This window comes from Halobacillus sp. H74, from assembly GCF_052246715.1.
In the GTDB taxonomy this organism is placed as follows: domain Bacteria; phylum Bacillota; class Bacilli; order Bacillales; family Halobacillaceae; genus Halobacillus; species Halobacillus litoralis_A.
Genome location: NZ_JBQQCI010000002.1, coordinates 532,546 through 546,344, shown reverse-complemented (window position 1 = coordinate 546,344; position 13,799 = coordinate 532,546). Strand labels below are relative to the sequence as shown.

The 13,799-nt window shown below is 43.9% G+C and carries 14 protein-coding genes; 10 read left to right on the top strand and 4 right to left on the bottom strand.

Translation table 11 applies throughout. The features are described from left to right. Positions 1-11: 11 nt before the first annotated feature. The 3 genes from ACTWPX_RS06065 to ACTWPX_RS06055 all read right to left on the bottom strand — a co-directional run bounded on the left by ACTWPX_RS06065 (position 12) and on the right by ACTWPX_RS06055 (position 1,151). Complete coding sequence (locus tag ACTWPX_RS06065) at positions 12-242, bottom strand: hypothetical protein (RefSeq protein WP_443118918.1); 231 nt, start codon at positions 240-242, stop codon at positions 12-14. Between the two features lie 145 nt (positions 243-387). Then, positions 388-912 carry a DUF420 domain-containing protein gene (locus tag ACTWPX_RS06060; protein ID WP_443118917.1) on the bottom strand — a complete coding sequence of 175 codons (525 nt, stop codon included), beginning with the start codon at positions 910-912 and terminating at the stop codon, positions 388-390. A 98-nt stretch (positions 913-1,010) separates the two neighbouring features. Continuing rightward, entirely contained in the window at positions 1,011-1,151 is a 141-nt protein-coding gene (locus ACTWPX_RS06055; protein ID WP_443118916.1) for a hypothetical protein, read from the bottom strand. Positions 1,152-1,305: 154 nt separating this feature from the next. Between ACTWPX_RS06055 and ACTWPX_RS06050 the strand changes: the two genes are divergently transcribed. Next, positions 1,306-1,431 (top strand): hypothetical protein, encoded by a 126-nt coding sequence (locus ACTWPX_RS06050; RefSeq protein ID WP_443118915.1) that lies wholly within the window; start codon positions 1,306-1,308, stop codon positions 1,429-1,431. 76 nt (positions 1,432-1,507) lie between these two features. On the opposite strand, the gene ACTWPX_RS06045 is transcribed toward ACTWPX_RS06050, so the two are convergent. Next, positions 1,508-2,332 carry an alpha/beta fold hydrolase gene (locus ACTWPX_RS06045; protein WP_443118914.1) on the bottom strand — a complete coding sequence of 275 codons (825 nt, stop codon included), beginning with the start codon at positions 2,330-2,332 and terminating at the stop codon, positions 1,508-1,510. A 361-nt stretch (positions 2,333-2,693) separates the two neighbouring features. Between ACTWPX_RS06045 and ACTWPX_RS06040 the strand changes: the two genes are divergently transcribed. The 9 genes from ACTWPX_RS06040 to ACTWPX_RS06000 all read left to right on the top strand — a co-directional run bounded on the left by ACTWPX_RS06040 (position 2,694) and on the right by ACTWPX_RS06000 (position 13,789). Next, a complete protein-coding gene (locus tag ACTWPX_RS06040) occupies positions 2,694-3,446 on the top strand; it encodes a class I SAM-dependent methyltransferase (RefSeq protein ID WP_443118913.1) in 753 nt (250 codons plus the stop codon). 158 nt (positions 3,447-3,604) lie between these two features. Beyond that, the gene (locus ACTWPX_RS06035) at positions 3,605-3,979 is read left to right on the top strand and encodes a nuclear transport factor 2 family protein (protein ID WP_443118912.1); all 375 of its coding nucleotides are present in this window, start codon (positions 3,605-3,607) and stop codon (positions 3,977-3,979) included. Between the two features lie 385 nt (positions 3,980-4,364). Continuing rightward, a complete protein-coding gene (locus ACTWPX_RS06030; protein WP_443118911.1) occupies positions 4,365-4,754 on the top strand; it encodes a hypothetical protein in 390 nt (129 codons plus the stop codon). Between the two features lie 642 nt (positions 4,755-5,396). After that, positions 5,397-6,746, top strand: coding sequence for an aspartate aminotransferase family protein (locus ACTWPX_RS06025; RefSeq protein WP_443118910.1), 1,350 nt, complete (start codon positions 5,397-5,399; stop codon positions 6,744-6,746). Positions 6,747-6,750: 4 nt separating this feature from the next. Next, the gene (locus ACTWPX_RS06020) at positions 6,751-8,277 is read left to right on the top strand and encodes a pyridoxal phosphate-dependent decarboxylase family protein (protein ID WP_443118909.1); all 1,527 of its coding nucleotides are present in this window, start codon (positions 6,751-6,753) and stop codon (positions 8,275-8,277) included. Then, positions 8,274-10,049, top strand: coding sequence for an IucA/IucC family protein (locus ACTWPX_RS06015; RefSeq protein ID WP_443118908.1), 1,776 nt, complete (start codon positions 8,274-8,276; stop codon positions 10,047-10,049). Before ACTWPX_RS06020 ends, ACTWPX_RS06015 begins: the two co-directional genes overlap by 4 nt. Before the next feature lie 22 nt (positions 10,050-10,071). Continuing rightward, positions 10,072-10,602, top strand: a complete 531-nt coding sequence (locus tag ACTWPX_RS06010) for a GNAT family N-acetyltransferase (RefSeq protein ID WP_443119005.1) — start codon at positions 10,072-10,074, stop codon at positions 10,600-10,602. Next, positions 10,595-11,950 carry a lysine N(6)-hydroxylase/L-ornithine N(5)-oxygenase family protein gene (locus ACTWPX_RS06005; protein WP_443118907.1) on the top strand — a complete coding sequence of 452 codons (1,356 nt, stop codon included), beginning with the start codon at positions 10,595-10,597 and terminating at the stop codon, positions 11,948-11,950. Before ACTWPX_RS06010 ends, ACTWPX_RS06005 begins: the two co-directional genes overlap by 8 nt. Positions 11,951-11,977: 27 nt before the next feature. Then, complete coding sequence (locus ACTWPX_RS06000; RefSeq protein WP_443118906.1) at positions 11,978-13,789, top strand: IucA/IucC family protein; 1,812 nt, start codon at positions 11,978-11,980, stop codon at positions 13,787-13,789. Positions 13,790-13,799: the final 10 nt, after the last annotated feature.

The following is a 13,799-nucleotide window of genomic DNA, read 5'->3' as shown; positions in this document are numbered from 1 at the left end:
TGGTTTTCCATTTATTTTTTAATCAATTTCACTTTGTAACTTGTTCCCGCTTCTGTACAAGTCATATAGGGCAAACGTTCATACGGGAAATACTGGACGGATGTCGGATTTAGAGTCATGAACTCAAACAAATCCTCTGATGAATACAAGTCATTCAACGGTAAATGAACTTCTCCACCATCCGTGGAAGGGACTCGCGCTGCAATGTAGCCTTCATCTTTGATGAAATGTAAAAGATCCATAAAAATCTCCTTAAAAGTGGCACAAGGATGTTGCCACTCCCTATATATTTTCCCTGGATAGTGTTTGACTAAACAAATGCACGATCTGTAAAAGGTTCTATAAAAAAGCGATCCGGCCTGATTTAGCCGGATCGCTGTTATAAAATTAATAGTAAGGAGAAATCATCAAGTAGACGATGACACCTGTCAAACTGACATATAACCATAAAGGCATCGTCCATCTGGCAATCTTGCGGTGCTTATCCACTTTCATAGCAAGTCCGCGGAACAATGTCAAGAGTGCAAGCGGCACAATCAAGGCTGCCAAGACGATATGAGTGATCAAAATGAAATAGTATACATTGGCTATGAAACCTTCGCCACCGAATGAAGTAGACTCCGCCATCGAGTGGTACGTAAGATAGGAAACAAGAAATAAGGCGGTAGAGGTGAAAGCGGCGAAAATGAAGCGTTTGTGCCACTTTATATTTTTTCTCAAAATCATGAACAAAGCAGCTGACAAGAAAACAAATGTGAACGAATTGAGGACCGCGTTCAATAATGGAAGCAGCTTGATATCAAAATCTGTGTCGCCACCGGCCTTCGGCACGAACAATAGGGCTACAACGATGACGTTGATGGCAATTGACAGCCCGACGACCCATGGGACGTAATTGAATTCCTTCTTCATAGGATCGATCCTTTCTTTTTTGAATCTTAAATCAGTATAAATAAAACGAGCAGCGAATGCTATGACAGAAAAAGGACAATATTTATGTGAAGTTGAATTCAGCTGACAGCCCCGCTTGACTCGTATGAACGAACTGGGTATCTCATGACAACTGCAACCTTTTGAGTTATGCCCCAAATAAAGAAGCCGAGTAGGACGTTTTTATCGTTCAACTCGGCTTCCTTATTTTGATGAGACATTCGGGCCTTTACCCCTGTGGGAGCTTTAGTATTCGTTTGGTATTGACGGTAAAGATCGCCGTCGGCCCTTGTTCACACAGAGTGAGGTTCTTTTATAAATCAAAGAACATCACTCTTTTCAGATGGGCCTCGTTGATTCCACGATGAGCGTTCGGTGGTGACGCCTGCGGGAACAGCGCGAGCCGAAGATCCACTTGGTCAAGTAATCTTCTTGACCAAGTTAGCTGAGGCCGTGCCCGCGGCAAGCATCCACCGACAAGCGATTCGTGAGAAGCAATAACAAACGTTAAAAGCTCCTCCAGATTGAAAAGAGGTTTTCATGTAGCCTCTACTTGAAGGCTCTTTTAAAAAAACGGTTATGACTTGATTGAGTAAACGTTATCTTCTAAATCCTGGGCTTTCACTTGCCCTTTTGTTTGCATGAACGTAAGGGAAACTTTGTTGAAGGCGTCAGGTTGATCTAAATTGACTACATGACCACTATTCGATAACACGATCAAAGTTGCCTTAGGCATGTCCGTTAGATCTTTGGTGACATCCTTTTTGAACATATGGTCATCCTCTCCCGTCAAGTAAAGTTTCGGGACGGATGCAGCGGTTGTTTCTATGTTTGTAAAGGTTTCCGGTACTGTGTGGACGATGTCATACCAGCCGAGGAAATCTTGGCGTTTCATTTGCGCAGCTTCCTGTATAAAGGCATTCCTTGAATCTTTATGATTGTCATTCGGCATCAAAATCCTGGCACATAGGGAATATAACCAAAGGTGTGGCGTTACATTCTTCAATAAGGTACCCCAGAGAAGCAACATCTTCGCGAGGAGGTTTATTCGTGTAATGGCTCCTCCCAGCACAGCTGTTGAAACACGTTGAGGTGCCACAGACAAGATTTTGTGGATGACGACAGAGCCTAATGAGATTCCCACAAAATGTGCTTTTTCTACCCCGATCTCATCAAGTACCTTCAATACTTCTTCCGTCACATCATCGAAAGAAAAACCGCCTTTATAATCAGAGACGCTTGATGATTTTTTGTGGCCGGGTAAATTCACAGCGATGAGATTGAAGGATTTCTTGAATGCTTTCATTTGAGGAAAGAAAATGTTGGCACTACCGCCGATTCCGTGGAGAAAGATTACGTATTCCTTTGCGGGATCTGACCCGATCACTTTATATTCTAACAATGGATCACCTGCTTTTTCACATGACTAGTAGATTTCCAAACGTCATTATAATGGATAGAAGAAGAAGTAGCAAAGAATAATAGGCAGATAGAAAGGTTTATTGGTTTGTTTATTAATCTCACTATCAGATTTTTTCGGCTTTTTTAGAATTCTAGAACATTATATATAATAAAAGCAGAAAAAGCTGTGACAGAAAAAGGACAAATAACCCGAAAAAATCATCCGAACAATCATTTTTCGACATGAATCCATAGAAATGGAATATATTTGAATTATTACCAGTGAAAAGGTTGATGTTGATTGAGAAGTCGGAGACGATTGTAAGTAGATTGACTTTCATAGGATAGGGGAGGCGACAATCTTGAATTTAGACGGTACCGCTGATGAATACTTGAAATACCGGCATGGCTACCCAGCAGAATTGTTAGAAAGGTTAAAGCAATACAGCATAGGTGTAGAAGGACAGCATGTATTGGACATCGGCACAGCTAATGGCCTATTTGCAAGGGATTTAGCAAAGCAAGGGTGCAGGGTGACAGGAATAGACTTATCACCGGAATTTATCGATCAAGCCAGGCAAATGAATAAGACTGAGCAATTACCGATTGATTATCTAATCGGCAACGTGGAACACCTTCCGTTTGATTATAAGACGTATAAGGTTGTGACAGCTGCCTATTGTTGGCATTGGTTCGATTCATCAAGAGTAGCCGATGAAGTTCATCGCGTCCTTGAGAAAAATGGAAGATTAGCCATTATCGACTACGATTGGATACCATATATGAGCAGCATAGCTTCACATACTCAAAACCTTATCAACGAGTTTAACCATGCCAACCAGAATAACACCGAACCGGAAAAGTACACAGCCTGGGAAAATGATCTTCTCAAATCCGGGTTTTCTGATGTTGAAACTTTTTCTATTGATGTAATGGAACCATACTCTGTTGAAAGCTGGAGGGGCAGAATTCAGGCAAGTCCAGAGATCGGCGGAGCATTGAGTATGGATGAAATTGATCTGTTCAATGTTAAGCTTGAGGGATATCTAAAAAAAGAGACGGGAGGGACCTTCGTTATTCCATACAGGGCTTTTGGAATCATTGCGACTAAATAGATTTGGCGAGATTGGATTATAAAATAATTCATATGACTGTTAACAAGTATGGGATGCGCGAGCGGTGAAGATCGTTTGAATGAAGAAGGTATTTTATCCTATTTTATCGAAATAAGAATTGTGGAGTAAGAATATGTAAATCCAGGGGGAGAGGGCTTTTGACCAGGAGTTTGAAAGAACAATTACAAGAGTTGGAAGAAAAGCATATAAATCCTGAAGTGCGAGCTTCCGGTGAAAAGTTGGGTGAAATATTGGCCGATGACTTTTGGGAAATTGGCAGTTCGGGCAGGTCTTACAATAAAAAGGAATGTCTTGAACTTGGAGTAGTTTTATCGGAAATGACCATACATAATTACGAAATCGATTCCTTAGCCCCTGATATTGTTCTGGCCTCTTACTTTATTGAAGATAATACAAGGAAGAGAAATACGCTCAGAAGCTCGATATGGAAACGGATTGAGGGAAGATGGCAATTGTATTTTCACCAAGGGACAATAACCGATTTGCATAGGGAAGATTCATGGAAAAAGTAACAACCCTCAAAGTCCTGAAAAATCTAATACTCATAAAGGTGTGTTAACTATTCAATTAATTTTAGCTTTCGTTTTTATTGTTATTTTGCTTATAGGGTTCATGGCTGAGAAATTCAAGCGGCTGGAGGAGAGAGTAAGACAACTGGAACAACAATTGAAGAAAGGAAAGCATTAGTTGGCCGCCTGCATTAATTATAGGGTAAGCTATTTCAGCTTCTTTCCTTTGTACAAATCAAAAGCAGAAATCAGTACTGAAAGGGAATTTCTCGGGAGTTATCGTAAATGCTCATTAATCGCTTCTTCCTCACCGAATGGTCGAAGTGAAACTTGTGCAGGTCAATCTTCGTCTATATAGTAATGACAAAAATTGGAGGAGTGAGTATTTGTGATCAAACGTGTCGTTTTAACATTACTTTTAGCTGGTCTATTAGCAGGATGTGGGAATCAGGAGATATCCTTCAAAGAACTTGAAGAACTACCTGAAAATTTACCTCCTGCCATGGAAGGAACCCAACTGACGATCGGCGGCAAGGGCCATTTTTCTTTAAACAATAAAGAGTATACATATGTAATCGTGCCTGCAGAGCAATCCGTTGAATTTAATTCCGTCAACTTCTCCCCAAGGAAAGACAATGGAATTGTTTTTGATTACAAGGTTGTCAAGGGGAATCAGGAAGAATCAAAGAATGATATGAATGTCGAAGTCATTGAATATGAACTTGATGATGAAACTCAGGAAAAAGTAGAGTCCTACTGGCACAATGGGGATATTTAATTGAAGGAAAAACAGCGAAAAATAGAGCCATAGAGAAAGCGGTAGGGCATCACCAATTAGACAGGCAACTGGAGCACTGCAACTTTTTGAGTGATACATCAAATAAAAGAAGCCGAGTTGGACGGTAGAATCGTCCAACTCGGCTTCTTTTATGATTTCGATGAGACATTTGGGTTCCGATTCAAAGAACACCCCTCTTTTTAGATGAGCCGCGGCAAGCATCCACCGACAAGCGATTCGTGAGAAGCAATAACAAACTACAACAGCTCCTCTAGATTGAAAAGGGTATATCAGCGACCTCCATTTAGGTGGCGCTTTTTTTATTTGTCTTGGAAATTATCCCCCCAGACTGAGAATGTTGTTTAATCCTGCCCAGGGCGTTTTCACACGCGCTTCCTAGTCAAAAGGTAAGGTCAGGTGTCTATTTGCTTAATTTTCAGAGAATGAATAATGGGATCGACCAAAGAATTTTTTCAATATAAAGCTTAATAGCAACGGTTTTGCCCTTGTCTGCCCGTAGACATAAATAACTAAATTCAACCAACGTAACTGATAATGTTTTTCAATTAATGTTGACATTGATAATCATTATCAACTACTATGACATTGAAAGACAGACCTCAACAAAAAGGAGTTTTCCATATGAGTGTATTTACAACAACGACAAATAAACAATTATTAGATCAACAGGAAAAACGCGAATCCAATGCCCGTTCATATCCAAGACGTATCCCTTTGGCAATCAAAGAAGCGATGGGAATTCACATCACGGATATGGAAGGACGGAAGTATATCGATTGTTTAGCTGGTGCAGGAACGCTTGCTCTAGGTCATAATCATCCAGTGGTCATACAAGCCATTGAAGAGGTACTTCACGATCGCCTGCCGTTACATACACTGGATCTCACAACGCACGTGAAGGAGAGTTTCGTTGATGAACTGTTCCAATCGCTGCCAGAAGGATTTAAGGACAGGGCGAAAATCCAGTTTTGCGGACCGACTGGAGGAGATGCCATCGAGGCTGCCTTAAAATTAGCAAAGACAGCAACAGGGAGACAAAGCATTCTTACCTTCCAGGGTGGCTACCATGGATCGACTCACGGAACGATGTCCATCAGCGGCAACTTGAGTCCGAAGAAAAGTGTCCAAGGATTGGTACCTGATACTCACTTTCTTCCGTATCCATATGATTATCGCTGTCCCTTTGGTAAAGGGGGAGAAGAAGGATACCAGCTGAGCAGCACCTACATCGAGCAACTGTTGGATGATCCGGAAAGCGGTATTCTTCCGCCTGCAGCTATGATCCTCGAGACTGTGCAGGGGGAAGGAGGCACCATCCCAGCCCCGATCGGATGGCTGAAAGAAATGCGCAGAATTACGGAAGAGCGGGGGATCCCGTTGATCATTGACGAAGTCCAAACTGGAATCGGAAGAACCGGTAAAATGTTCTCCTTCGAGCATGCAGATATCATTCCGGATGCCTTCGTCCTATCGAAAGCCATTGGGGGCAGTCTTCCATTGTCGGTAGTCATCTATGATCAGGATTTAGATGCATGGGAACCTGGTGCACATATCGGAACGTTCCGTGGCAACCAAATGGCGATGGCAGCAGGGACAGCGTCACTCAAGTATGTCAAAGAAAATCGTTTAGACGTCCATAGCGAAAAAATGGGTTCACATCTGCTCCAATCACTGAAGGACATTCAGCAGGACTTTCCGCAGCTGGGAGATATCAGAGGGCGTGGGTTGATGATCGGTGCAGAAATCGTGGATCCTTCTAAACAACCAACCCGGCAAGGAAGTTTCCCTGCCAATCCTGAATTAGCCAGCCGGATTCAAAAAGAATGCTTCGATCGCGGGTTGATTCTGGAAGTGGGAGGCAGACATGGGGCTGTTGTTCGCTTCCTGCCACCTTTGATCATTACAGAAGAGCAATTGAATGAGGTCATCACCATCTTCCGGGAAGCCATCCAAGCTTCCTTAGAGGGGTGAAGCAATGATTTCATCTATACAAAAAAACTCAATCGGTATCGAGGCTTCGAAATTTGACGCCTTTTTTCTCCATCAGGGGAAAGAGGGGCTGGAAGCGTTCAGAGAACAAATCGATCTCGTTACGGAAAAGCTGGAGAAAGTATTTCGTGAGGCGGATGGTCCTTATACAGGCCAACCTCCGATGGAATTGAAGCAAAGTCTAGAAGAGAAGTTGAAGATCTGGAATAATCCCCGGCCGTTGAATGATGTATTAGAGGAATGGGAGCCGACGATTTTAAAAAACAGCCTGCAAGTATCCCATACAAAAAGTATTGCCCACTTGCATTGCCCGCCGATTCTTCCAGGCATCGCAGCAGAATTGATCATAGCTGCTCTCAATCAATCGATGGACTCTTGGGATCAAAGTCCTGCTGCGACTTATGTGGAAGCAGAATTGATCCGTCAGCTTTCAAGGCTTGTCGGGCTGCCAGCCTCCTCGGATGGTGTCTTTACAAGTGGAGGGACCCAGTCCAACTATATGGGGCTTTTACTCGCAAGAGATGCATTTTGTGAAAAGCAGTGGAACCATGATGTGCAAGCATATGGCTTACCTGGTGAGATGAAGCAGATGAAGGTGCTATGTTCCGAAGAGGCTCACTTTTCTGTGAAGAAATCGATTTCCCAGCTTGGTTTGGGGGAAGAAGCGGTTATTCCGATTCCGTCGGATGAGAACCATAGGATGAATCTCCAGCATGTGAAAGAGACGTTCACACAGCTGGAAGAGGATGGCTCGCTGCCGTTTGCAGTCGTCGCGACATGCGGCACGACGGACTATGGAAGTATCGATCCCATGGAGGACTTGGCTGAATTGTGCAGAGAAAGAAATCTCTGGCTCCATATAGACGCTGCTTATGGAGGGGGACTCGTTTTCAGTCATGAATACAAACGAAAAATCGCAGGACTTCACCAGGCTGATTCCATTACCCTGGATTTTCACAAATTAGGTTTTCAGCCAATCAGTTGTGGTTTGTTTCTCCTCAAAGATCGGCAGCATTACCGTCTGCTATCCCATCATGCGGATTATTTGAATCCTGAAGAGGATGAGGAAGAAGGGATTCTCAATCTCGTCAACAAATCGGTTCAAACCACTAGAAGATTCGATGCCTTGAAGATGCTTTTGACACTGAATACAGTCGGAACGGATCTACTAGGGAAGATGGTTGACCAAACAATGGAACTCGCTGAATATGCGGCCTCAGTACTGGAAGAAAAATCAGCATTTGCAGTCGAAAATCATGAACCTGAATTAACGACGGTCGTCTTTCAGTACCGGCCGCTTCGTTCAGAGAACGTAAGTGATTGGAATCGTAAAATACAACAAATCTTATTCCAGGAAGGAAAAGCGGCGATTGCGAAAACGTCTGTAAATGGAGAGACGTATTTGAAGTTCACTATATTGAACCCGCGAACTAGTAAAGAAGACATTGATAAGGTCATCCAGGAAATCGAAAGAGCAGGGACAGAAATGTTGAATGGAGGTTATCAGAAGTGAAGAGTGTCAGAGAAATCGCTGAGGACGCGACGATGCAAAGTTTTCTCAACTGTTATTTAAGAGAAACGGAGAACTTCTCAGAAATGCCGGAGGAGCGTGGAGCACCATGGACCGAGCCGGTCTGTGATAAAACCCTCCGTATTCCGCTGGACAGGCAACAGATGGAGGTGGCAGTCCCCGTCCGATATTGGTCTTTGACAGGGCGGCACCTTTTCGCCTTCCCGATTTATTACCGGGCAAGTGAATACGGGGCATGGCAGGTGCTGGATTATGTCACAATGGCCACACTTTTAGTGAAAGAATGGCTGCTTGGACATGGCCGGAATTATTCAGAAGATGAAATGATGTTAAGAGTCATCCTGAGCTGCCAAAAAATCAAGGATGTTGTCGAACATCGTCGGGAGGATCAACAGGAGCTCACCAAAGAGGATTTTGATTTCATCGATGCGGAACAATCTCTATTGTTCGGACATTTGCTACACCCGACCCCGAAAAGCAAGCAAGGGTTGACAGCGGCTGAAGACTGGAAATATGCACCGGAATACAAAGGCAGGTTCAAGCTGCACTACTTCAGTGCTTCCCGGTCATTGGTGAACGAGGAGTCCAGCTTGCCCTTGTCTGCCTCTGACATCATTTTAGAAAATGTGAAAAGTTCTGTCGGGAAAGTTGAGATCGACGAAATAATAGCTGGAGATCATCTGCTGATTCCTGTCCACCCGCTGCAAGTGCCAAGATTGCTGGCTAAAGCCGAGGTTCAAAAGCTTTTGTCCACTGGTGCCTTAAAGGATTTGGGTGAGCTTGGACCAATCTATACAGCAACTTCCTCTTTCAGGACTTTATACAGCCCCGACTCGAGGTATATGTACAAGTTTTCAATACCGGTCAAGATTACAAATTCGCTCAGGGTGAACCAACCGAAGGAATTAGACAGGGGTGTGGAAGTGGCTCGTCTTTTAGATACGGAATTGGGCGATGACTTAAACGAAAAACATCCGAATTTCACTATCATCAAAGATCCTGCTTCTATCAACATCCCATTGGATGAGGAAGTCTCAGGGTTCGAAGTGATCATACGAGAAAACCCTTTTTACGATCATAGCAAACAGAAGAGTGTTGTCGCTGCTCTCGTTCAGGATAACGCCTACGGGGATGAATCCAGAATCCATTCTATCATCCAGGGAATAGCCAAACGGGAGGGTCGTTCAATCGAAGCGGTGAGTGTCGATTGGTTCGACCGTTATTTAACAGTCAGTCTCGACCCTGTACTTTGGTTATTTCAACAATATGGAATCGCTCTTGAAGCCCATCAGCAAAACTCGATCATCCAGTTGAAGGATGGTTATCCTGAGCATTTCTACTATCGGGACAATCAAGGCTATTACTTTTGCCAGTCTAAATCGGCGAAACTAGCTTCCCTTCTACCTGATGTCAACAAAACGAGTGACACGATTTGTACAGATGAAACAGCCGAAGAACGGTTGCGTTATTATTTCTTTTTCAACCATCTGTACGGGTTGATCAACGGTTTCGGGACGAGTCGACTCGTTTCAGAAGAAAAGCTGATGACGATATTGAGAGAACGGTTGAAATCACACCCGTCCTCTTCCTTGATTACTAGTCTATTAGAGAACGATAAACTTCCTTGTAAAGCGAATTTACTGACACGCTTATATGATATGGATGAACTAGTGGGACCGATGGAATCCCAATCGGTGTATACGAATATTGACAACCCGCTTGCTGAAAAGGTGGCATCTGCCCATGACTTATGACTTTGAACGGTTCGATCCAGATATCGAACTGAGGATCGCTTTTCGAAAAGTGACCTTCGAAGATGCAGAAATCATTCACAAATGGATGAATGAAGAGCATGTCCATCCGTACTGGAATTTGAATATCTCTTTGGAGGCATTCAAAGACCATTTAGCAAAGGCTCTCGCCGATGCCCATCAAACGCTTTACTTAGGCTTGATCGATGACAGGGTCATGAGCTATTGGGAAGCCTACTGGGTGGAAGGGGACATCATAGAAAAGTACTATTCAGCAGCGCAAACAGACCAAGGTGTCCATTTATTAATAGGGGAGAAGGCATTTCTCGGCAATGGGTACGCCCTCCCTTTACTGCGGGCGATGGTCCACTTCCAATTTCAAGACGAAGGCACGGACAAAGTCATCGCCGAACCGGATATACGAAATGAAAAAATGATCCATATTTTTCAGAAGTGTGGCTTCAAGCCGGTGCGACCGGTCAAGCTGCCCGATAAAACAGGGTTATTGATGTTTTGCGAACGAGAAACTTTCGAAAAGAGGTGGCCATATGAATGAAGACCTCCATCCTTCAACAACTATCCATCATGTCATCGGAATCGGATTGGGTCCTTTCAATTTAGGGATGGCTGCACTCATGGATTCAATCGATGATATTCACTGCTTGTTCCTGGAAAAAGAACCGGAGTTTGAGTGGCATCCCGGCATGTTGATTGAAGGGACGACATTGCAGGTTCCGTTTTTAGCTGATCTTGTCTCGATGATTGATGTGAAAAACGAGTATAGCTTTTTAAATTATTTGCAGGAACATAATCGACTCTATCATTTTTATTTTCTGGAAAAATTCCACATTCCCAGGAAAGAATACAATCACTACTGCCGCTGGGTGTGCAGGAAGCTCGATTCGTGCCGTTTCGAAAAGAATGTTCTTCAGGTAGAACCGTTGGACCATGAAGGGAAGACCATCTATCAAGTAACCGTAGAAGACATGAAGTCGGGGACACACGAACATTTCTTAACGGAAAATATCGTCATGGGGATCGGGACAGAGCCTGGCATCCCGGAACCATTCCGAGAACATCTAGGTTCGAAGGTCTTCCATACTTCTGAATACTTATCGAAACGACAAGCCGGCCTTAACGGAGAGACTGTTGCTGTGATTGGGTCAGGCCAAAGTGCCGCTGAAGTGTTTTTGGATGTCGCCAAACAACAGCAAATATCCGGAGGTTCCCTTGAGTGGTATACGAGGTCGAACGGGTTCTTTCCGATGGAGTATTCGAAGCTTGGACTTGAGTATTTCTCACCGGATTACATTGATTTTTTCTATGAACTACCCCAATGGAAAAAAGATGACCTGCTTCAGAATCAGGAACTTCTATACAAAGGGATCAGTGCAGAAACGATCGGTGAGATTTACGATCATTTGTATGAACGCTCCATTGGAGATGTCGAGCCACCGCTCCATTTGCAGGCGATGACAGAGATGACAGACCTCAGGTGGAATGGAGACACATGGACGTTGAATGGGATACAGCGGATAAGTGAAGAAGACATGGAAACAGAAGCAGATGTCGTCATTCTCGGGACAGGCTATCAGCAAAGAGTACCCGGCTTTCTTAAAGAGATGAATGATGTGATTTCCTGGGATGAATCTGGAAGGTTCCAAGTGAGAAAAGATTATGCTCTGGAAACTTCCCTTGATGGTGAAGGGGAAATTTACGTCCAAAACGGGGAAATTCATTCCCATGGTGTAGGCGCTCCCGACTTAGGGTTAGGGGCGTACCGGAATGCCGTGATCATCAATCAAATCGCTGGAAGGGAAGTGTTCCCAATTCCAGATAAACATGTCTTCCAAACATTCGGAACAGTATCGGAACATAACTCCAGTTACGCAAAAATACGCTGAGAAAAATAAATGGAAAGAAGGGGTCCCGTGTTATTCAAAAATGAAGTACAAGAAACATTTAAAGCCTCCACCTGGGAAGAGGCCAATCAAAAACTGATCGCTAAAATGCTGGCGGAATATATGTACGAAGATATGATCTTCCCGGAAATCATTTCATCTGAAAACCATCGCCACGTCTATGAACTTGTCATTTCGAGTGGGAAAAAGTATCAGTATCAAGCGGAGCCGCGCCTTTTCAACAGTTTTGATGTGAAATGGTGGACCATTGAAAAAATCGGGAACGAAACGAGAAGCGAGGCTGAAAGTGCGATTGAGCTGCTTGTCGATTTGCAGGAAATCATAGGCATGTCAGCAGAAACAACCGGACATTTGATTAAAGAGCTGAATGCAACGCTGATTGCCGATGCTCATCTTATGACCGAATCATCAAAAACATCTGATGAGCTTTTAAATACGGATTACGCTGAAATCGAAGGATTCATGAAAGGGCATCCGTGGATCACCTACAATAAAGGCAGAATCGGTTTCGGCTACGATGATTACCTTGCCTATGCGCCCGAACATCAGCAGGAAATCCGTCTTTCCTGGATCGCTGTCCATCACAAACTGGCAAGCTTTCAATCAGTGGAAGGGCTGACGTATCAAGACTTGCTGGAAAAAGAATTGAGCAAAGAAGAAAGGGAGTCATTCACAGGTGAAGTCCTAAGAGCTGGTTACGATCCGTCTGAGTATTACTTCTTACCGGTTCATGACTGGCAATGGAAGAATACGCTGATCCAGAACTTTCCGGAAGAGCTCGCTTATGGATCGATCATCCCACTGGCAGAAGGGAAGGATCAATACCTTCCGCAGCAATCGATCCGTACGTTCGTGAACAGGAGCTCGAAAGAAAAATATCACGTCAAATTACCGATGAGCATCCTCAATACGCTCGTCTATCGGGGACTGCCGGCAGACAGGACATTGATCGCACCGAAAGTCACCCAATTGATCAAAGGGATTTACGAAAAGGACGCTTTCCTGAAAGAAGATTGCCGGGTCATTCTACCAGGTGAAAATGCCAGCATCAATGTCGATCAAAAGCATTACACAGCAGTGAAAGATGCGCCCTATCAATATCTTGAAATGCTTGGGACGATTTGGAGAGAAAGTATCTATACCTATTTGGAAGAAGGTGAGCAGGCTGTCACCTTGGCCGCTCTGTTACATGAGGATCATGACGGAAAGCCGTTTATAAAAAGTGCCGTGGAAGCTTCTGGGCTGAAGACGGACGAGTGGATGCAGCAGTTTTTCAAAGTGGTCATGGATCCGCTTCTTCACTATTTGTATCAGTACGGGACCGTCTTTTCTCCCCATGGTCAAAATACGATCATCGTACTGAAAGATGCCAAACCCCATCGTCTGGCGATCAAAGATTTCGTCGATGATGTGAACGTCACAGACCAGAATTTCCCTGAGTTGGACGGTTTGACCGATGAACTTAAGTCTGTGCTTAGAACCGAACCGCCAGAAGGTTTGACGCAGTTTATATTTACAGGATTATTCATCTGCCATTTGCGTTATCTGAGTCATATTCTTGAAAACCACCAGCTCTTATCCGAAGAGACATTTTGGCGTTTGCTTGCTGAGTCGATCCACGATTATCAAGACCGCTTCCCGCAATTGGAAAAACGGTTCGAGCTCTTCGATTTCTTCAAGCCAGAGATGACCAAGCTGTGTTTGAACCGGAACCGGATGGTCGATTACGGATATGCGGATGGAGACGATCGACCACACGCATCGGAATTCGGTACAGTGACGAACGCTTTAGCTCAGTATAAAGAAGCAGCGAAAAGATAAGGGTTATCAG